Source organism: Rhodococcus sp. AD45-ID (assembly GCF_003023755.1).
Classification (GTDB): domain Bacteria; phylum Actinomycetota; class Actinomycetes; order Mycobacteriales; family Mycobacteriaceae; genus Rhodococcus_F; species Rhodococcus_F globerula.
In genome coordinates this window covers 1,429,227-1,451,031 of record NZ_PYHL01000001.1, presented here as the reverse complement: position 1 = coordinate 1,451,031, position 21,805 = coordinate 1,429,227, and the positions used below count along the sequence as shown (strand labels likewise).

5 protein-coding genes are annotated in these 21,805 nt (G+C 63.0%); 4 read left to right on the top strand and 1 reads right to left on the bottom strand.

Annotation, left to right across the window (positions count from 1 at the left end; all coding sequences use genetic code 11):
- Window positions 1–2 precede the first annotated feature (2 nt).
- Together C7T36_RS06520 and C7T36_RS06515 are read left to right on the top strand one after the other, a co-directional pair.
- The gene (locus C7T36_RS06520; protein WP_239654601.1) at window positions 3–15,992 is read left to right on the top strand and encodes a non-ribosomal peptide synthetase; all 15,990 of its coding nucleotides are present in this window, start codon (window positions 3–5) and stop codon (window positions 15,990–15,992) included.
- A gap of 129 nt (window positions 15,993–16,121) precedes the next feature.
- Window positions 16,122–17,741 carry a polysaccharide biosynthesis tyrosine autokinase gene (locus tag C7T36_RS06515; RefSeq protein WP_084702403.1) on the top strand — a complete coding sequence of 540 codons (1,620 nt, stop codon included), beginning with the start codon at window positions 16,122–16,124 and terminating at the stop codon, window positions 17,739–17,741.
- A 358-nt stretch (window positions 17,742–18,099) separates the two neighbouring features.
- On the opposite strand, the gene C7T36_RS06510 is transcribed toward C7T36_RS06515, so the two are convergent.
- Window positions 18,100–18,624 carry a protein-tyrosine-phosphatase gene (locus tag C7T36_RS06510; RefSeq protein WP_045066617.1) on the bottom strand — a complete coding sequence of 175 codons (525 nt, stop codon included), beginning with the start codon at window positions 18,622–18,624 and terminating at the stop codon, window positions 18,100–18,102.
- 115 nt (window positions 18,625–18,739) lie between these two features.
- Here C7T36_RS06510 and C7T36_RS06505 point away from each other — a divergent pair, with 115 nt between their 5' ends.
- Together C7T36_RS06505 and C7T36_RS06500 are read left to right on the top strand one after the other, a co-directional pair.
- Window positions 18,740–20,059 carry a UDP-glucose/GDP-mannose dehydrogenase family protein gene (locus C7T36_RS06505; protein WP_045064177.1) on the top strand — a complete coding sequence of 440 codons (1,320 nt, stop codon included), beginning with the start codon at window positions 18,740–18,742 and terminating at the stop codon, window positions 20,057–20,059.
- A gap of 146 nt (window positions 20,060–20,205) precedes the next feature.
- Window positions 20,206–21,804, top strand: a complete 1,599-nt coding sequence (locus C7T36_RS06500; protein WP_045064175.1) for an Hsp70 family protein — start codon at window positions 20,206–20,208, stop codon at window positions 21,802–21,804.
- Window position 21,805: the final 1 nt, after the last annotated feature.

The window sequence follows — 21,805 nt, the reverse complement described above, 5'->3', positions numbered from 1 at the left end:
TGATGAAGGTGGAGGTATCGGGTTTGAACTCTTTCCCGCTGTCTCGTGCCCAACAGGCGCTGTGGCTGGCGCAGCAAGTCAATCCTTCAACCCCTTTTGTTGTTGCCCAGTACGTGGAACTTCGGGGACTTATCGACGTGTCCGCTTTGATCGAAGCAACGGACCGTGGGTGCCGCGAGATCGAATCTGCGCTGGTACGGCTGGTCGAGACGGATGCGGCACCACACCAGGTTGTTGACCTTTCAATTCCCGATTCGCTTGGCTATGTTGACCTACGCGGCAGTAAGAATCCGTTCGAAGCAGCACATCAGTGGATGACGCTGAGATATTCACGCCCGATTGATATGTCGGTCGATCGTCTAATTGCCGCCACTTTGTTGCACGTCTCAGAAAATCATTACCTCTGGTATTCGCACGCCCACCACTTGGTACTCGACGGACATGGCGCAATGACGCTTATGAATCGAGTTGCGGAGCATTACACACATTTGGTGGAAAACACTGAGGTGCCGCCCTTACGTGCGCTCGGATTGCATGAGCTGTACCAGTTGGATACGTCGTATCGTTCGTCTTCCCGATTCGAAACAGACCGGCAATATTGGGCTCAGCTGGTTGACGGTATGCCAGAACCCGTGCGGTTGACCGAGCGCCGCGCAGCGCCGTCGATGCCGCAGCGCATGCTCACCCGCACCATGGACGCAGATCTCGCCGCGCGGATCACCACAGTTGCGAAACTGTGGGAAACCAGCGAGGTTCCGATTATCGCCGGTGCCTACGCCGTGTACCTGGCCCGCATGGCCGGAGTTACCGAAGTTACTCTGAGCCTTCCCATTTCAGGACGGACGACGGCCGCGATGCGACGCTCCGGCGGAATGCTCGCCAACATCGTGCCGATGCGCGTGTCGGTTGATCCGGAATTGACAGCGGCCCAACTCGTGAGTCAGCTGTCCACGCAGTTGACCGGCGCCCTGCGCCATCAGCGATTCCGTTACGAAGACATGGCCGGCCCCGACAGCCGCGGTGGAACCCGTGATTCGGCTGGGCCCGCCGTGAACATCATGATGTTCCACAACACTATTCGCCTCGGTGATGTTGTCGGAGAATTTCACGTACTCACGTCCGGCCCTATCGACGATTTGTTCTTCAGCATCTACCCAGCGGTTGCGGGCGCTGATATTCGGCTGGGATTCGAGGCGAACCCCGGTGTTTACAGCGAGCAAGACCTCGAGCTTCACCACCAGCAGTTTGTGCAGGTTCTGACCGAACTTGTCGATGCGCCGGCGGATCTTCCAGTGGGCAGGCTTGGTGTACTGACTGCCGACGATTACGCGATGCTGGTGCCCAGCAGGGGATTACCGGCAATCGCGCCGCAGACACTCGACGCAGTTCTGTCCGAGGGATCCGGCGGCGCCGGAACACCGGCAGTCCGCGCGGACGGCGCTACGATCACCTATGGCGAGCTCCGCTCCCGATCAGCCTTCTTGTGTAACAAGCTGATTGATCGCAGGGTTGGCGCCGGCGATGTGGTGGCGATCATGGCAGCGCGTTCGGCGGGGTCGGTCATCGCCTTCCGCGCGGTCATCCGATCAGGCGCCGCCTTCATGTTCGTCGATCCGGACTACCCGGCCGAACGTATCGAATTCATGTTGGCAGACGCGGGCGTGAGCGTCGTCGTTGCGCCGCGATCGTGGTCGGCGCCTACGGGAATCACGCACGTGGACATCAACACCGACCACTACGACGATGCCGATCAACACGAAACACCTGTACTGCGCGCTGCGGCGATCGATGACGTCGCCTACATCGTTTACACATCAGGCTCCACCGGGCAGCCGAAAGGTGTTGCGGTGACACACCGCGCTGCGACTTCGCTGCTGCGCGCCCACTCCAGGAATCTTGTTGTCGACGCGTCGGCCCGGGTCGCTCACTTTGTTTCACCCGCTTTCGACGTTGCGGTACTGGAACTCCTTCTTGCACACGGAACCGGCGCAACCGCGGTAGTGGTGCCGCCCGGCTTGATCGGCGGTGCTGATCTGGCCGACTACCTACGCGCAGAACGCGTGACGCACTTCCTGTCCACGCCGGCGGTGGCGTCGTCGATGGATCCGAGTGGCTTGCCGGACCTGCGCATGCTCAACGTCGGCGGCGAGTCGCCATCGCCGGATCTGATCGAGCGGTGGTCGCCGTACGTCGGCGTCGTCAACTCGTACGGTCCCACCGAAGCGAGTGTGACCGCGTTCATGAGCGAACCGCTGGACCCGGCGCAGCGGCCGCCGATCGGCCGGCCCATCGACGGCGTCTCCGCCGTTGTGCTGGATGCACGTCTGCAGCCGAGCGCAATTGGAGCAACCGGCGAACTGTATGTGATGGGCCCCGGACTGGCACGCGGATACGTGCGCCGCGCGGGCCTTACCGCAGAGAAGTTTGTTGCGGCGCCGTACGGAGACCCGTCGAGTCGCATGTATCGAACCGGCGACCTCGTCCGATGGTCGGCAGAGCGCCAGCTCGAATTTGTCGGGCGCGCAGACCATCAGGTCAAGATCCGTGGTGTCCGGGTTGAACTCGGTGAGGTGGAAGCGGCACTGACGTCCGTCTCAGGTGTGGCGTCGGCGCTGGCTGTCGCTCGCGACGGCGAAATCGCTGCGTACGTTGTACTCACGGCCGATGAGGGGCCTGAGTCGACAGACATACCGATTGTCACCGAGACGTCGTTTGTCACTGAGCATCTGGCGAATGTTCTACCCGCTGCGATGATGCCGTCCTCGGTCACCGTGGTCTCTACCTGGCCGACCACCACAAACGGCAAGATCGACCGAGACGCGCTACCCACGCCGCATCGCGAGGCGGATGTCGCGCTGCAACCGGTGGATCACCACGAAGCTCTTGTTGCCGCGGTGATGGCAGACGTGCTCGGGGTTGCATCGCTGAGTGTCGATGCCGATTTCTTTGCCTCCGGCGGGAACTCGCTTGCCGCGGTGTATGTCGCGAACAGGCTGTCCGAGGCCCTTCGCATTCGCGTAGGTGTCCGCGACGTGTTCGAGGCCTCGACACCGACGGGACTCGCACAGCACCTTCGCCGATCGGTCGCAGGTTCGGCGTTGCCGGAACCTGTTGTGGTCCCCGCCGATGTTGTGGTGGAACCGTCACTGGCGCAACAACGTATCTGGCTGCTCTCGCGTCTCGCCCCGGAATCTTCCGCCTACAACGTCTCTTTCGAGGTGACACTCGGCGGAGTGCTCGACATCGACGCGCTCGAGCAGGCGTTTGCCGACGTCCAACATCGGCATCGCGTCTTGCGGACGACGTATCCGATCGGAACTGCAGGCACAGCAGTGCAGGTCCTGTCGGAATCCACGACAGGCCTGCTGCAGGTTGGCGCAGACGAGTACGCTGCCGCGGCCGCAGATGCAGCCAGGCGCGGATTCGACGTCGCTGCCGAACTGCCACTGCGCTTGGTGCTGGCGTCGTTCGGCGAACACGACCACCGCTTGACCGTCGTTGCTCATCACATTGCTGTAGACGGACTCTCGTTCGGTGCGGTGGTAGGTGACCTGGTCCGGGCATACGACGATCGCGTTAGCGGCGCACAGCCGAACTGGCCGGCGCAGGTGCTGGATTATCGCGACTATTCGGTGTGGCAGCGAGCAGCGCTCGGTGACCCCGATCAGCCGGGAAGTCTTGCTCATGACCAACTTGCGTTCTGGGAGAACACGCTTGGGTCGCTGCCGACAGGATTGGATCTGCCCACCGACAGGCGGCGGGCGATGGGCACGGAGCCGCCCGCGGCCACTATCGCGTTCGGCATTCCGGCAGATCTTCACGTACAGCTGGCGGCGATTGCCCGCCAGCACAATGCCACCACGTTCATGGCGCTGCACGCAGTGCTCGCAGTTCTGCTCCACAAGATCACCGGCGCAGAGGATTTTGCGATCGGGACTCCCACGTCCGGACGCGCACACCCGGCGTTCGATTCGACGGTTGGCATGTTTGCCGGCACGGTGGCACTGCGCACGGCGACCAAGCCGGGGGACACCTTTGCCGCGTTCCTCGAACAGGTTCGCGATGTCGATCTCGCCGCAATGTCACACGCGGATGTGCCGTTCGATTGGGTGGTCGATCGGGTTGCACCCAACCGCGGACTGAACCGGAATCCGTTGTTCCGTGTGGTGCTAGCGCTCGACGCGTTTGGCACCGAGGCCGATATGGCACTCGGCTCGGCGACGGCACACGGTGTGGGACGCACCCCCGATCACGCTCGGTTCGACATCGAAATGGCCGTCCGTGAAGAACGCCTTCCTGACGGCTCGCCCGGAGGAATCGCCGGGTCACTCACCTACGCTGCCGATATCTTCGACGCGGAGACCGTGTCCGGATGGATGGACCGCCTGCTGCGAGTCTGCGAAGCCGTCACGGCCAGGCCGGATATCACGGTTCGTGCTGTCGACGTTCTGAGTGCCGGCGAACATGATGCGCTGACGCCGGTTGTATCGGAGCCTGCCCACTCGGCACACTCATTAGCCGAACTGTTTCTGGCACAGGTGGTTACACACGGTGATGACGTTGCAGTAGGCGTCGGCGAAGATCGTCTCACCTACTCCGAGCTCGAACATCGGTCTGCAGTGCTTGCCGGCGCATTGATCGAGCGCGGCGTTCGGGTGGGAGACCGGGTGGCCGTTGCGCTGCCGCGCTCGCCGGAGTTCGTGGTTGCGGTGCTGGCCGTAGTTCGGTCCGGCGGTGTGTACGTTCCCCTCGACCTCGACTATCCCGACGCACGCCTCGAGTACCTACTCGGCGACGCCGCACCAACCCACGTGCTCTGCGCCGAATCTGCGGTACCCCGCCTGACGAACTTCGGCCGCGAACTGATCGACGTTGCGGCAGTGTGGGATCCCGACCTGGCCCGACGCCGCGCGGTGGTACCTGCGCAGGACGCGTACCTGATCTACACCTCCGGCTCCACCGGCACCCCCAAAGGTGTTGTGGTGTCACATGCCAACGTCATCGCGTTGCTGGCGGCAACCGAAAAGATTCTCGATGTAGGCGCAGGCGACGTGTGGACGATGTTCCACTCCGGCGCATTCGACTTCTCGGTCTGGGAGATGTGGGGAGCGTTGACAACCGGTGGGCGGTTGGTTCCCGTCGACGCCTATGTCGCCCGGTCCACTCCGCAGTTTGCGCAGTTGCTGGTAGACGAAGGAGTCACTGTTCTCAATCAGACTCCGTCGGCGTTCCAGGCGCTTTCCGCGATCACGCAGTCCACCGAACTGCCCGTGCGGCTGTTGATCTTCGGCGGGGAAGCACTGGATGTGGGCTCGGTTCGCGGCTGGCTCGACAGCCATCGCGAGATTCGCGCCGTGAACATGTTCGGCATCACCGAAACCACGGTGCACGTCACAGCATTCGATCTTTCGGGCGCCAGTGACGACGATTCGGTCATCGGCACGGCGCTTCCCGGACTCCGTACGTATGTATTGGACAGCTCGTTGCGGCCGGTGCCGGAAGGTACCGTCGGCGAACTGTATGTTGCCGGCCCGCAGGTTTCAGCCGGGTACTTCGGTAAACCCGCACTGAGTGCCACCAGGTTTGTTCCCGAACCCGCAGTTGCCGGATCGGTGATGTACCGCAGCGGCGACAGGGTTCGGATGTACCGGGGCGCGCTGCGGTACATCGGTCGTGCCGACAGTCAGGTAGAGCTGCGCGGCTATCGCATCGAGCCGGGCGAGATCGAAGCGGCGCTGTTGCGTCGACCCGAGATCAGCGCGGCCGCAGTAGTTCTGCGTGAGCTGCCCACCGGACCGGCGCTGGTCGCCTACATCGCGCCGGACAACGGGGATGCGGACGCCGTTGTATCGGATCTGCGGAATCAGCTGCCTGCTCATCTGGTGCCCACGCTGATTGTGCCGCTGCCCGCACTGCCGATCACCGCGCACGGCAAACTCGACCGAGCAGGATTGCCTGAGCCTGCCTCGCGCCCCACCCACGGGCGGCCACCGCGCGACCCGATGGAAGAAACCGTTGCAGCAGTATTCGCCGAACTCCTGCACCTCGAAACCGTGGACGTCGCACGGAGTTTCTTCGACCAGGGCGGAAACTCTCTTATCGCGACTCGTCTGTCCACCAGGCTGAGCGCGGTCTTCGACACCGATATCGATGTGCGTGAAGTATTCGAGCGCCCCACCGTCAGCGAACTGGCCGCAGGTATCAGCGCCCGGATCGGCAGTGGCCGTCGACGCATCGCTCTCGAACCTGCCGGCAGTGATGCAGAACTGATCCTCTCGCCGGCTCAGCACCGCATGTGGATTCTCAACCAGTTCGACACCACCGCAGCCGGATACAACATTCCCGTGATTCTGCGACTCGACGGAAACGTCGACGCCAAGACGCTGCGCAAAGCCGCGGTTGACGTCGTAGAGCGGCACGCGACGCTCCGGACGATCTACCCGGTGGGAGTCGACGGTGTGCGTCAGGTGGTGCTCGAGTCCGAACTGGTCACTCCCGCACTCGAACCCGTGACAGTCGGCTCTGAATCGGTCATGGACCGGGTTGTCGAGTTGGTGGGATCAAGCTTCGACGTCACGGTCGATCCACCGGTTCGCGGCGAACTGTTCCGCCTCGACGAGGGCTCTCACGTTCTGGCACTGGTGATCCACCACATTGCTGCGGACGCGTGGTCGATGGACGCGTTGATTCGAGACACCGTCACCGCATACACCGCCCATGCGAGGGGCGTCGCGCCGTCCTGGCAGCCGTTGCCGATTCGGTACACCGATTACAGCGTGTGGCAGCGCGATTCGGGAGTTCCCGATCATGTCGCCGAATACTGGCTGGAGAACCTGGCCGGTTTGCCAGATCAGGTGACGTTGCCGCTGGATCATCCACGGCCGCTGACGCCGTCGGGCCGGGGCCGATCCCATCAGGTCGAGCTCGGTGATTCCTTGCGCGGGCTGCTCGACACCCTGGCACGATCACACAACGCCACCACGTTCATGGTGATGCATGCCGCGCTGGCCGCACTCGTCTCGCGGTACAGCGCCAGCGCCGATGTGCCGATCGGAACAGTGGTGGCCGGCCGCTCCGATCCCAAGCTGGACGATCTGGTGGGAATGTTCGCGGGCACTTTGGTTCTGCGAACCGCGATCGATCAAACCGCGTCCTTCGCGGAGCTGTTGAGCCACGTTCACCAGCAGGACCTGGCCGCATACACCCACGCGGACATGCCTTTCGAGACATTGGTCGAACAACTGAATCCGGCCAGGTCGCCGTCGCACCATCCGCTGTTCCAGATCGCGCTGTCCTTCCAGGCGCCGCGGCCGACCAGCTGGGAACTGCCGGGCCTGACTCTCACCCCGATGGTCGCTGAGTTCGAACACGCCAACTTCGACCTGCAGCTCAATGTGACGGACGCTGCCGACGATCACCCGATGCGCCTGGAATTTGCCTACAACGCAGATCTATTCGACGCAGCCACGGTCACCCGGTTCGCGGAACGGTACGTGCGCTTGCTCGAGCGGGTAGCCGCTGATCCGTCGGTGATTCTCGGACGGATCGATCTTCTGGACTCGGGCGAGCGAGCAGCGTTGGTTCCGGCCAGCGGGGTCGACACCAGCGCGACAACCACATTGGCGTCGATGCTCACCCGTGGAGTGCGCACCGCACCGGACGCGCTGGCAATAACCGGCAACGGCGATAGCCTGACCTATCGCGAACTCGATCGCCGCTCCGACGTTGCCGCGGCAGACTTGCGCGCCGACGGTGCGGGTCCCGAACGGGTGATCCCGTGGACGGCGGATCGCACCGTCGATTCCATCGTCCGTTTGTGGGCCATCGCCAAGACCGGTGCGGCGCCCGCCTTGATCGACCCCGCTCAACCGGCGTCGCGCACCCTTGATGCGCTCAGCGCGGTGCTTTCCCCAGATCTTGGTGCCGCAGCGACGGAGAAGATCCCCAGCGGCGGCGCCGCTTACGTCGTGTTCACCTCGGGTACCTCGGGCGTGCCCAAAGCCGTGGTGGTCACGCACGAGGGACTGGGAGCGCTCGATGCCGATCTGGCAGCGCGCTACCGCGCGAGCACCGGTTCGCGCGTACTTCACCGCGGCGCACCGGGATTCGACATGACGCTCCTGGAGGTGTTGATCGCCGGCTCGAGCGGCGCAACACTGGTGCTCGCGTCGGATGCCGAGTTTGCCGGTCCCGCGCTCACCGACCTGCTTCGACGCGAACAGATCACGCACCTGTGCATCACACCGACGGTGATGGCAACGGTCGAGGACAACGATCTGCCGCACCTCGAGATGGTGATGCTCGGTGGTGAGCGCCTGACCGCCGACATTGTCGAACGGTGGTCACCGGGACGACGCGTCGTGAACGGCTACGGTCCGGCCGAGGCAACCATGTACACCGTTGCGACAGAACCGCTTATCGCAAATGGCCGCGACATCCCGATCGGGTATCCCGTAGCCGGCGTCGACGCCTTTGTTCTCGACAACTTCCTCGAGCCGGTTCCACCGGGCGTCGCGGGTGAGCTCTACCTTGCGGGTGCTGCGCTTGCCCGTGGATATGCCGGTCACCCCGAATGGACGGCCGAACGCTTTGTTGCCACCGCAGGCGGCGCCAGGATGTACCGCACCGGCGATCTGGTGATGTGGAAGAACACCGGTAGTGGCCACCGGCTGCACTACCTAGGCCGCAACGACGCGCAGTTGAAAGTCAACGGTGTGCGGATCGAGCCTGCCGAGATCGAAGCGGCCATCGCAGCGATCACGGAAGTCGACTTCTGCGCAACGGTTCTCCGCACGAGCACCGCAGACACTCCGATGCTGGTGACGTATGTGCGCCCGAAACGTGGTGTGCAGCTTGACGGTGACGACCTGCGCCGCAGGCTTGCCGATGCGCTCCCGTCGTACATGGTCCCGGGTGCCGTTGTGGTTTTCCACGGCGATCCGCCCGTGGTGAACGGCAAGCTCGACGTACGCGCATTGCCGACACCCCGCGTTTCCGCCTTGCCCTTCGAACCCCCGCGCACCGCCACCGAGCGTGCTGTGGCCGACGTATTCGCCAGCGTGCTCGGAACCGACCACATCGGCCGTGGCACACACTTCTTCGATCAGGGCGGAAACTCGCTACTCGCTACCCGGGTGACGTCGCAGGTGGGAAACACCCTGGCACGGAACATCTCACTGAGAATGCTGTTTGCACACCCGACCGTCGCGGAACTTGCTGCGGCGTTGGAACAAGAGCCGGATTCCGATCGCGGTGTCGCAGACATTGTTGCCGGTCCGCGTCCGGTAGAAATTCCGCTCTCACGCAATCAGCAACGTATGTGGGTGCTCAATACCCTCGACGCCACCAGCAGCGCGTACAACCTGCCGGTTGCCGTTGACCTACGCGGTGAGCTCGACGGTGCAGCTTTGCAACTCGCCCTCGGTGACGTGCTGAACCGGCACGAGATCCTGCGAACCGTCTACCCGCAGCGGCCACCGGTACAGCAGATTCTGGCCGATGCGGAACTAACACTCGAATCCCGATCTGCCACCGAAGACTCACTGGATGCCGATCTGCATGCCTTTGCATCGCAAGGGTTTGACGTGAGCAATCAGCTCCCCATTCGCGCCGCACTGTTCATACTCGCGCCCGAGCATCATGTGCTCGCGGTGAATGTGCACCACATTGCCGCAGACGGTGGCTCTCTGGTGCCGATCGTTCGCGACGTGCTTGCTGCCTATTCGTCCCGGCGCGCAGGTTCGGCTCCGCAGTGGCAGCCGCTGCCGGTTCAGTACGCGGATTATTCAGTGTGGGAACAGGCTTCGGAAACCGAATCGGTATCTCACTGGCAGACGGAACTCGCGGACGTCACCTCGGTGGCGCCGCTGACGCCGGATCGCGGCCTCGTGTCGACGACGTGGACAGCAGATCGTGTGGAGTTCTCCCTCGACGCCCACACCACGTCGGCGATCGCTGACTTGGCCGGCCGGGCCCAGGCAACACCCTTCATGGTCTTTCACGCCGCACTGGCAGCAGTTCTCTCGAGGTTGAGTGGCAGCTCGGACGTGGTGATCGCAACCGCGGTGGACGGACGCCGCTCACCTGCCTTGGACGGCCTGATCGGAATGTTTGTCGATACTGTCCCGCTGCGGGCACAGATCCTCCGCGACACGACGATGCTGCAGCTCGTGGAACAGGTTCGTGAGCGCGATCTTGCGGCCTTCGAGCACAGCGATGTGCCCGTGGAAGCTCTGACCTCGATGCTCGGTGGCCGGATGCCGCAGGTTGCGTTGGCACTGCAGAACTTCACCATTCCCGACGTCGACATCGCCGGCCTGGCCGTCAGTGCTACCGAAATCGAGACCGGCGCAGCCAAGTTCGAGATGCAGGTATCGCTGACCGAGCGGCCGGACGGCCACACGGACGGGCTGGTTGTGTACGCGCGAGAGTTCTTCGACGCCGCGACTGCGCAATCGGTGGCCGACCTGTTTGTCGACGTTGTGCAGCGCGCGCTTGCCAACCCCTTCTTGGCGGCGTCGGAAGCATCAACGATCTCAGCACCCGGCTGGGTGGCAACACCCGTTGATTCGTCCCGGACTCTGAGTGAGATCTTCACCCGTACCGCAGCGGCGTTTCCCGACAACGTTGCACTGCGCGACGGCACAGAGATGCTCACGTATCGAGAACTCGACCACGCGTCGAACGAACTGGCACGTGAGCTGGTGGCCGCCGGTGCCGGACCGGGCGCGGTGATCGAGATCAGCGCGGTGCGATCGATCGACTACGTCATCCGTCTGTGGGCGATAACCAAGACCGGTGCTGCTTTTGCGCCGATCGACCCTGATTTCCCCGACGCCCGTCTGCGTCGGTTGCGGTCGGTGTTGCAACCCGTCAGCCCCGTTCCCGGCACGCAGAATCCGGACGCCGTGGCGTATGTCATCCATACCTCCGGGTCGACCGGTAACCCCAAAGCAGTTGCGGTAACCCACCGCGGGCTCGGCCCGCTCACGGACGAAGCTGTGGCGCGATACCGCGTCACACCGGATTCGGTTGTCCTGCAGGGCTACAACCCGAGCTTCGATGCCGCTCTGCTCGAGATGTTGCTTGCCTTCGGCAGCGGAGCAGCATTGGTTGTGGCGCCACCTGACGTTTACGGTGGCCGAGACCTCGAAAAGTTCGTGGCAGAACACCGCATCACGCACCTACTGTCCACCCCGGGTGTGCTCGACACGATGGACCCGGCCGCACTGCCGCTGCTCGACGTGGTTGCCGTGGGCGGCGACGTGCTCTCGCCCGCGACCGCACACGCCTGGAGTACCGGCGCGCGGATGCTCAACGCCTACGGCCCCACGGAAGCCAGCGTCGTGGCGACTCTTGCGGATATCGACTCGGACACCGGAATTGGTGAACCCATCACCGGTACCGGAGCCGAAGTGCTCGACGGCGCTCTGCGCCCCGTCCCGTTTGGCGGGGTGGGGGAGTTGTACGTCAATGGTCCCGGTCTCGCGATGGGTTATCTCGGCGATCCCGCCGCAACGGCTACATCCTTTGTGGCGGCAGCGGGCGGGCGGCGACGCTACCGCACCGGGGACCTGGTACACCGAACAGCGAGCGGCGCATTGGGATTCGTCGGTCGGTCGGACCGCCAGGTCAAGGTGCGCGGTGTGCGAATCGAGCTGGCCGAGATCGAGACTGCGGCGCGGTTGGTCCCCGGAGTGAGTGCTGTGTCCGCGCTCCTGATTGGCGATGTGATCACCGCATTTGTCGTTGGCGAGGAAACCAGCGAAGACGCGCTCCGACATGAATTGGCGGCGCAGCTACCCGGGTACCTCGTGCCGGGACGCATCGTCATGCTCGATGCGTTGCCGCTCACCCGCAACGGCAAGGTGGATGTGAGCGCACTGCACGCGCACCTCGGCGAATCCACACCTCACGCATGGCCGCTCACTGCCACAGAAGAATTGGTGACGGCAGTGATGTCGCACCACGCGGGCAGCACTGTGAGTGTGAGCCACAACTTCTTCGAATCCGGTGGGGATTCACTGTCCGCCACGGTGGTCGCGGGTCGACTGGCTTCGGTGTTCGGGCGCGACGTATCCGTTGGTGCGGTTTTCGAGAATCCGTCGCCGCGTGCGTTGGCTCGCTGGATCGATGCGGCCGAAGACGTTGTGGTCCGGCCACCGCTCACCAGTCGCGCCGCCGAAAGCCGGGTGCCGTTGGCTCCCGCGCAGCAGCGTATGTGGTTGAGCTCGCAGCTCGGTCCGGCGTCGTCGGCATACAACTTGGTATTCGCGGTCACCATCGGACCGGACATCGAGGTAGACGCTCTGGCGGAAGCCATATCGGATGTGGTTGCCCGGCACAGTATTTTGCGCACCCGCTTTCCCGCTGATTCCGCTGGGCCACACCAAGTAGTCGCAGATGTCGCGGCAATCGATCTTGATCCCGTGCTTGTCGGCGATCTGTACGATGGCGCAGCGCTCTTTGCGTCCGCGCCATTCCAGTTGGAACACCAACCGCCGATGCGCGTGCAGTTGACCGTTGACGGCGCCGGCGCCCGGGCCTTGGTTGTTGTGGTGCATCACATTGCGCTCGACGGCGGTTCGACGGGCATCGTGCTCACGGATTTTGCCGCCGCACTGTCTGCGAGAGGTGCGGGGCATCAACCGGATTGGCGCCCGCTGCCCGTCGACTACCAGGACTACAGCATCTGGATGCGCGGCGTGCTCGGTGACAAGAACGATCCGACCTCACTTGCTCACCGCCAACTGGACTACTGGGCAACAGTTCTCCGCGGCGTCGACGGCGTTTTGCCGCTGCCGACAGACCGCCCGCGCCCCGCTGCTCCGACACAACAAGGTTCCGTCGTGTCCGCCGCGGTGGACGGTGACCTGTACGCGGGGCTGACAGCTCTGGCCCACTCGCAGGGAGTGACTGTCTTCATGCTCCTGCACAGCGTGATCGCGGTGCTGCTCGCGCGTGAAAGCGCAACCGACGACGTGGTTGTCGGCACAGCGGTCAGCCTACGAAACGATCCGTACCTGCAGTCGATGGTCGGAATGATGGTGGGTACCGTCGCGCTGCGGACGAATATCCTTCCAAGCGATCGATTCTCGGACATCCTCGACCAGGTACGACGCGTCGATCTCGGGGCCATGGACAACGCCGACGTGTCCTTCGACGACGTGGTCGCCCGAATCGCGCCGCCGCGCACGGCAAACGAACACCCGCTCTTCACCGTGATGCTTGCGTATCAACGTGCACAGGAACTTCCGAGTGTGCCCGGGATCGAACCGCTCCGGCTGACCGGGGAAGCCCCCGTTTCCGCCGATTACGATCTGACCTGGGATCTGACCGATACCGGCGTCGGTGTGCGCCTGCGATTGCTGTATGCCACCGACCTGTTCGAGCAGTCGACAGCAGAACTGTTTGCCGCGAGGTTCATGCGGATTCTGGGCGAAGTGGTGGCGCATCCGCAGAGTGTTGTGGGGGATATCGATGTACTCGGTGACCGAGCGAACCAGCCGCAGCGCAGTCGCGGTGATATCGCGCCGCTCACCCTGGCCGCACTCATCGGCAATGTGCTCGCTGAAGCTCCCGAGGCCATCGCGCTCGAGGCTGACGGCCGGGTATGGACTTACCAAGAGCTGTTCGACCAATCAACATACTGGGCTCAGGAACTGGTGGATCGGGGAATCGGGCCCGACGACGTTGTTGCCGTTGCAACTGGTCGCGGACATCTGTGGGTAGTTGCACTCTGGGCCGTGACGCGGGCCGGCGCCGCTTGGGTTTCCGTGGACCCGGATCAGCCGCGTGAGCGACTCGAAGCGATGCTTGCCGACAGTGGAGTGACCCTTGGACTGTGCGTGGCAGGCACGCGCTCGCTGTCCTCGTCGCTGACATGGATTCCGATGTCCGATCGCACTGCAACAACGTCGCTGACGGGCGCACGCGCAGCTCACCTGGACAACCTCGCTTACGTCATCTACACCTCGGGATCGACCGGTACACCCAAAGGCGTTGCGGTATCTCATCGCGGCTTGGCAAATGTGTGTGCCACCCACCTCGAGATGTTCGAGACGGGTACCGCCATGCGCGTCCTGCAACTGGCGTCACCAACCTTCGACGCCTCGGTTATCGAATTCATGATTGCGCCGGCCGCGCTCGGAACACTGGTACTGGCACCGGAATACGTCTTCGCGGGAGCCGAACTGACGGAATTCATCGTCTCGCACGCGATCACCCACCTCATCGCAACACCCACCGTTCTCTCGACACTCGACCCGAACGAGATCCCGTCGCTGACAGTGGAATCGGCGGGAGAGATGTTGAGCGTGGACCTGGCGGCGCAGTGGTCCGCTCGGCATCGGATCTTCAACGGATACGGCCCCAGTGAGACCACCATCGCGGCGGCAACGTCGGCGCAGATATCCGGCGGAGACACAGCAATCGGCGACCCCGTACATGGAGCGTCGACGCTTGTCCTCGACGCCAGGCTGCATCCCGTTCCCGACGGCGTCACCGGCGAGCTCTACATCGCCGGCCACAACCTTGCCCGCGGATACATCCACGCGCCCGAGCGGACAGCCCTGCGGTTTGTTGCCGACCCGAACCGTCCCGGTGCCCGGATGTACCGCACCGGAGACCTCGTTCGACGACGGCGAAACGACGGTGCCCTCGAATTCGTGAGCCGCAACGACGACCAGGTGAAGATTCGCGGCATCCGCGTCGAACCCGCCGAGGTCGACGCCGGATTGCGTCGGCATCCCGCTGTGACTTCTGCGGTAACCGTTGTGGCGGACGGGGAACTCGCGTCGTACGTCACGCTCCATGATGCGTCGGCGGATTCGATCAGTCTGCGAAAGTTTGCGTCGGCAAACCTTCCGAGTCACCTCGTTCCCGCAACTGTCACGGTGATCGACGCGGTTCCGGTGCTACCGTCCGGCAAGGTCGACAAGGTGGCATTGCCGGCGCCGGATCGTGGCAGCGTCGGTGTGATCGAGCCACCCGAAACGGAACTGGAAGAGTGCATCGCACAAGCGTTTGCGCACAACACATCCGCGAACACGGTTGGTCGGTACGACAATTTCTTCGAACTCGGCGGAACCTCCATGGGCGCGGTAGACGTAGCGTCGACGCTACGTACGCGGCTCGATCGTGATGTTCAGGTTCAATGGATCTTCACCGATCCGACCGTTGCCGAACTTGCCGAACGTATCGAGGCCGGCGGAAAGACCGATCCGATGGACACCATCGTCCTGCTCGGGGGAGATCCACTCGATCAGCGTCCGCCGCTCTTCTGCGTTCACCCCGTGAGCGGATTGGCGTGGTGCTACGCCGGTGTGGCGCAGCACCTGGGTGGCCGTCGGGTCTACGGAGTGCAGGCAACGGGTGCGGGCGAGCTGCCCGGGACCCTCAATGCGCTCGCCGAACGGTATGTGGATGCGGTGCGGATCGTTCAACCAGATGGCGCGTATCACCTGCTCGGCTGGTCGCTCGGTGGAACCGTTGCGCAGGAGATGGCGGTGGCGCTCGAGGATTCCGGCGCGAGCGTCGGATCGGTTGTCATGCTCGATACGTTGCCGCCGGAGAGGATACCGGCCATTCAATCAGCTCCCACTGCTGGCGAGCTATTTGCCGAACTAGGTCTGACCGAGCTGGAGGCTCCGCGCGTCGATCTGACCTTTGCGCAGGCGGCCGACGAGATCCGCACCAGAGCTCACCTGGAATTTGTGACCGCTGAACTCCTTGAAGCTGCTTCCGAGAGAGTGGAGAAACTTGCCAGAATGGCGAGCGACCACGAGCCGAGGCTCTTTCTCGGGGTTGTGGATTTTGTTGTTGCGCAGAGAGATGTCCATCGTCATCGCGACTTGGTCGAGCGATGGTCGGATCGGGTCGCGATCATTCGCGAACACTCGGTCGATGCCACGCACGCCGAGATGATGGCGCCATCAGTTCTCTCTCAGATCTTTGACCTGGTGCGGTACGGAGAGGATTCTGATGTGACGTAGCAAGCAGTGTCTAAGGATTTGCTGTTCAATTGAATGTCAGGTATGCGGCAAATGTCGCGGGTTCTGACGTGACGCTTGTGATCATCGCTCCAACGCGCAGCTCAGTGCGTGAGCCGAAAGGGATTGAAGATGGAAGTACAGGACTACCTGAAGGTATTGCAGGCGCGCTGGAAGATCATCGCTGTTGTCACCGTTGTCGCGATTCTCGGCGCGTTGGGCGCCTCGCTGATCTCGACCCCGATCTACCAGGCCTCTACCAGGCTGTTCGTGTCCACCACGCTGGGAAGCTCCGTCAACGAGGCATACCAGGGAAACCTGCTGTCACAGCAGCGGGTTACGTCGTACACCAAGCTCCTGACCGGACAAACCCTCGCACAGCGCACTATCGATCGGCTCGGTAGCGATGCAGTCAACGGAATGACGCCGGCCCAACTCGCGGCAAGCGTTGTGGCGACGTCCGCACCCGACACGGTTCTGATCGACGTGGGCGTGAAAGATCCGTCGCCCGAACGTGCACGCGATATCGCCAACGCGCTGTCGGATGAGTTTGTCTTGATGGCAAAGGAATTGGAAACCCCGGAGACGGGTGGAACCCCGGCAGCCCGCGTGGTCGTCGAGCAGGAAGCGGGAACGCCCACCACGCCCGTATCGCCGAACACCAAGCGCAACATCGCACTCGGCGCAGCAGTTGGTCTGCTTCTGGGTATCGCGCTTGCCGTCTTGCGTGACCGTCTCGACAACACAGTCAAGGATCGTCGTGCTGTCGAAGACGTAGCAGGCTCCGCGTTGGTCGGAACCATTCCCTTCGACAAGGAAATGCAGACCAAGCACACCATCGAATTCAACGAAGGCAACTCTGCCAGCGCAGAGGCCTACCGCGAGCTGCGTACCAACCTTCAGTTCCTCGAAGTGGACAACCCGCCACGCGTCATCGTTGTCACGAGTTCGCTTTCCGCAGAAGGTAAGACGACGACGGCCGTCAACATCGCTCTGGTGCTCGCAGAGGCCGGAAAATCGGTCTGCCTCGTGGAAGGCGACCTGCGCAAGCCGCGAGTCTCGAAGTATCTCGGCATGATCGGCACCGTCGGCCTCAGCTCGGTCCTGGCCGGTCAAGCGCAACTCGACGACGTACTGCAGCCGACAACGCACGGCGATCTGGTTGTCCTTGCCTCAGGACCTATTCCGCCGAACCCGAGCGAATTGCTCGGCACCGATCACTCTCGGCAGGTTCTTGCCGAACTTCGTGATCGCTTCGAGTACGTCATCATCGACGCGCCGCCGCTGCTTCCGGTCACGGATGCTGCAGTTCTGACCGCAATGTCAGACGGCGCCTTGGTAATTGCGCGCCACGCCAGCACCAAGCGAGACCAGCTTGCCCGGGCCGTCGGCAATCTTCAGAGCGTCGGCGCACGCATCTTGGGCACCGTCATCACGATGACGCCCGCGAATAAGCGGGGCGGTGGATACGAGTACAAGTACTACTACGAAACCGACAAGACGGTGCCTGCACTCGCTGAGGCTGCACCGTTACCGGGAGCCTCCGCAGGTTCTGCGACTCCTGCCAAGGCCACCGCACCGAAGAAGGCGCCGGCACCCGCGACGGACTCGGCAGAAACGAAAGCTGCTCCCGTCAAGGCGCCGGTACAGGCTCCCGAGGAAGCTCCGCACTCCTCGATGCCGTTCGATGATGCGCCCACTCAGGAGTTCCAACTCCGGACGAGCGAAAACGGACATCGCTATCTCGATTGATTTTGTCACCGCGGATTCAGCCTGAGTACGTAAACGGGACTTTGGTCCGGAAATGATCACTTTTTTTCCGACCAAATGCCCGGAATGCGCTAAAAAAGGTTAGTATCACGGCGGTGGCAATCCGCCATTCACCTTAATGATCCGGAGGATCTCATGCTCGGTTCCCTGTATTCTTTCAGCGCAGAAATCGGTGTCCCGTCTGTTGATGCCATTCTGGCATTCATCGGCAAGGGCATCGGGTCGATCTTGAACGTGAGTGCGTAGTAGCTAACAAACAGCCCCTGTCCAACTGAGCTGGACAGGGGCTGTTTTCTGCGTTGAGGGCAATGATTGCCGAAGGGGATCGGCAAGCGAAGTCCTATTGAGCGGGAATCGCGATACGTCGTAGCAAAGGCCCCAGAAGAGTGGCGATCTCCAAACCCACAGCGTGGAAAGTTTCCTCATCCGCGCCAATAGGATCGGCAACGTCTTCACTTTCCTGAACGTGATAGCGCGGGCGAGCGTCGGCAAGTTCGGCAACTGTTGTTGCCACCGATTCTTCTGCTAAGCGCGCCGCCTCACGCAATGTGAAAGTTCGCTTGAACTGCGATGGCGCTAACGCCAGAATCTTGTCGCGATGACGCTCCGTCATAGCCAGAATCAAATCGGCTTCAGACGCAATTGCCGTAGTAAGCCGGCGAGCGCGAAAATTGGAGGGATCGCCTCCCAGCCCTTCCAGTACCAGCGCCGCTGTCGGTTCCACCGCATGGCCGACAAGGGCGCGCGTACCGGCACTCGACGCCGTGAGATCCGTGATCCCCGCTTCCTCCGCAAATGCTCGAGCAAGGCGTTCCCCTGTTGGCGATCGGCAGATATTTCCGGTGCAGACAAAGAGGATGTGCATGAGGTCAATCATAAAGGGGCAGCGCCACAATGCGGCACCATGATGTCGCGAAATGTTTGCACATCGACTACGCGGTGTTCCCGCCGCGTCCGTCGTTGGGATATATGAACTACTCATGAGACTGACCGTGTTCGGGACCGGGTACCTGGGGCTGACCCATGCCGTGTGTATGGCGGAACTGGGACATGAGGTTCTGGGCGTTGACATCGACGCCGCGAAGGTCGAGATGCTGTGCGCCGGTCATGTTCCGTTCTTCGAACCTGAACTGGCACAGCTGTTGACGCGGAATCTCGAGTCCGGGCGGCTGGGCTTCACGACGTCGTACGCGGAAGCCTCGGAGTTCGCGGATCTCCATTTTCTTTGCGTGGGCACTCCGCAGAAGCGCGGCGAGAAGGCTGCGGACATTTCCCACGTCGATGCCGTGATCGACACGCTGGCACCGCTATTGGAGCGTCCGGCCGTCATTGTCGGGAAGTCGACAGTTCCCGTGGGGACAGCCGCACGGCTAGGCGCGCGGGTTCGGGCCGCTGCCCCGGCCGGGGACGGCGTCGAGGTGGCGTGGAATCCCGAATTCCTGCGCGAAGGAAAAGCCGTCGCAGATACGTTGCGTCCGGACCGGCTGGTTGTCGGCGTCGATCGGGATCGCCCCGGCACCGCCGAATCTGCTCTGCGGGACGTCTATGCTTCGATGCTCGACGCGCGCATCCCGTTTCTGGTTACCGACCTTGCGACGTCGGAACTCGTGAAAGGTTCGGCAAACGCCTTTCTGGCCACAAAAATTTCGTTCATCAACGCGATCGCGGAAATCTGCGAGGCAACCGGAGCCGACGTCACCGTGTTAGCTGACGCCCTCGGTCACGACGCGCGGATCGGGCGGAGCTTCCTGAATGCCGGTCTGGGATTCGGCGGCGGTTGCCTGCCGAAGGATATTCGGTCGTTCGCGGCGCGGGCCGGGGAGCTGGGCGTTGATCAAGCCTTGTCGTTCCTCCGCGAGGTGGACAGCATCAACATGCGACGCCGAACCAAGGTCCTCGAACTGGTGACGCAAGTCTGCGGCGGCAGTTTGCTGGGAATGAACGTGGCTGTCCTAGGTGCGGCCTTTAAGCCAGAATCGGACGATGTGCGCGATTCGCCCGCACTGAATGTCGCGGGCATGATGCAACTGCACGGCGCGAACGTGACGGTGTACGACCCCAAGGCGATTGAGAATTCGCGCACCATTTTTCCCACGCTCAACTATGCAACGTCGACGTCAGAGGCGTGCAAGCGCGCAGATGTCGTACTGGTTGCCACCGAATGGTCTGAGTTTGCCGAACTCCAACCGTCACAGCTGGATTCGGTTGTGCACGGGCGGATGATCGTCGACGGACGCAACTGCCTCGACCCGTCACTCTGGCGATCGGCCGGCTGGATTTATCGCGGGGTAGGGCGGTGAGAGCTAAGGGTGAATAACTGATAAGTTGCCAGCCGTACGGTCGGTTCGACTCTGCACATCTCCACGATGCAATCGAATGGGTAGACTTCCCGCCGGAAGGTGACGGGTCTGCTCATGGATCTGTTTGCAGTCGACGAAGGTGGCTCATGAACTTGGTGCTCGGTGTAACAGTGGGGGCGAGCGCTGTGCGCTTGGCACGCCCAGGAGCGCCGGAGCGTGGTGGGCCGGTATTTCGATCCAGAGCGATCGTGCGCGGACACGAGAACCCCGAAGACGTCGCAGCGGATTCCATTCGCGTCGCGCTCGCGGAATTCACCGGCCACGACAACTCCGTCGCCGTCGTCTACCGCGATCAGAGTCAGGCAGGCGCCCTCAGCCAGGCACTTGATCGTGGCCGGATCGACAACTACCGGCTGATACCCGAATCTGCGGCAATTCTGCGGATGCTCGAGGAACCGGGAACGCTGGGCGCACAGAACACCCTGGTGGTCATCGACCTCGGCGCCACCGGTGCAACCGTCGACGTCCTCGATCGCACCACCGGTGCAACCGTCGTCACCGCCAGATCCAGTCAAGTCAGCGGCGATCAGTTCGACGCACTCGTCTACCTCGACCAAACCGAACGACGTCGCATCGCGACGCCTACCGATCCCGAAGGCATCGCAGAACTCCAAGCGCGGAGCCGACTGGCCAAGGAACAACTCTCGACCCGCAGCGCAGTCTGCCTCCCCGGACCAGGCGGATTACTACTACTCTCCCGAGAAGTCTTCGACTCCTTGGTCGCGCCCAGCGTCGAGGCTCTGGCCCGAGAGGTCCGTGAGGTGATTGCCACCTCCGGTCGGCGCCCGGACTCCGTTGTACTGATCGGCGGCGGCGCCCGAGTCCCCATCATTCGCACCGTGCTGGAACGGTGGATCGAAATCCCCGTCATAGCGCCGGAACAGCCAGACCTCCTCGCCACGCAGGGAGCCGCACTGCTCGCGGGCGGCGCGCCTCGCAGAGAGCCCGCCGCTGCGCCCGCCGTGACTGTTGCGGCCCCGGCAGTGGCGCCGATCTTTGCGCCGTACCCGATCAACACTCCTGCTGTGGCGCCGGCGCCCGTCCAGGCATTCGCCCACGGTGGCCTTGCAACGATGACCGGGCCAGGGCCTGCGCCGGCGAGTGCCGATCTCCATGCGCCCGCGCATGCGCAGGTGGCGCCTGCACCCGAGTCAGTACCGACCCAGGCTCAACCAGCCGCCGACTACGACAGCGACGAATCAGACGTCAAAGAACCCGTCATGGTCGATGCCCAGGCGTACTCGGCTGTTCACGACGACGTCAGTGGGGGACAACCCACCTGGCTCGCCGCTACTTCACACGACGAGACAACCACCCCGGAGTCAGGCAGGCAGTTCCGATTCGCCGGACTGGGAGCCGGTGTTGTTGCCGCGATCGTCATCGTCGGTCTGGGAATGGGCTACGGCGGGAAGGTGTTCGGCGATTCGGGCGAAGCCGGCCCGGTAGCAACAGAGGTCACCACAACACAAACGCCGTCGACGACGGTTCCGACCACCACCACAACACCGCCGCCTACCACCACAACAGAGCCGCCTCCGGTGACGGAGGAAGCTCCCGTGTACGAGGCACCCTACGAGGCGCCGTACGTCCCGCCGGCACCTGCGCCGGCGCCGCCGCCCGCGCTGTACATTCCCGGGCTGCCCCCGATCCTGCTTCCCGTTCTGCCGCCCATCCCCGGTTTGTGAG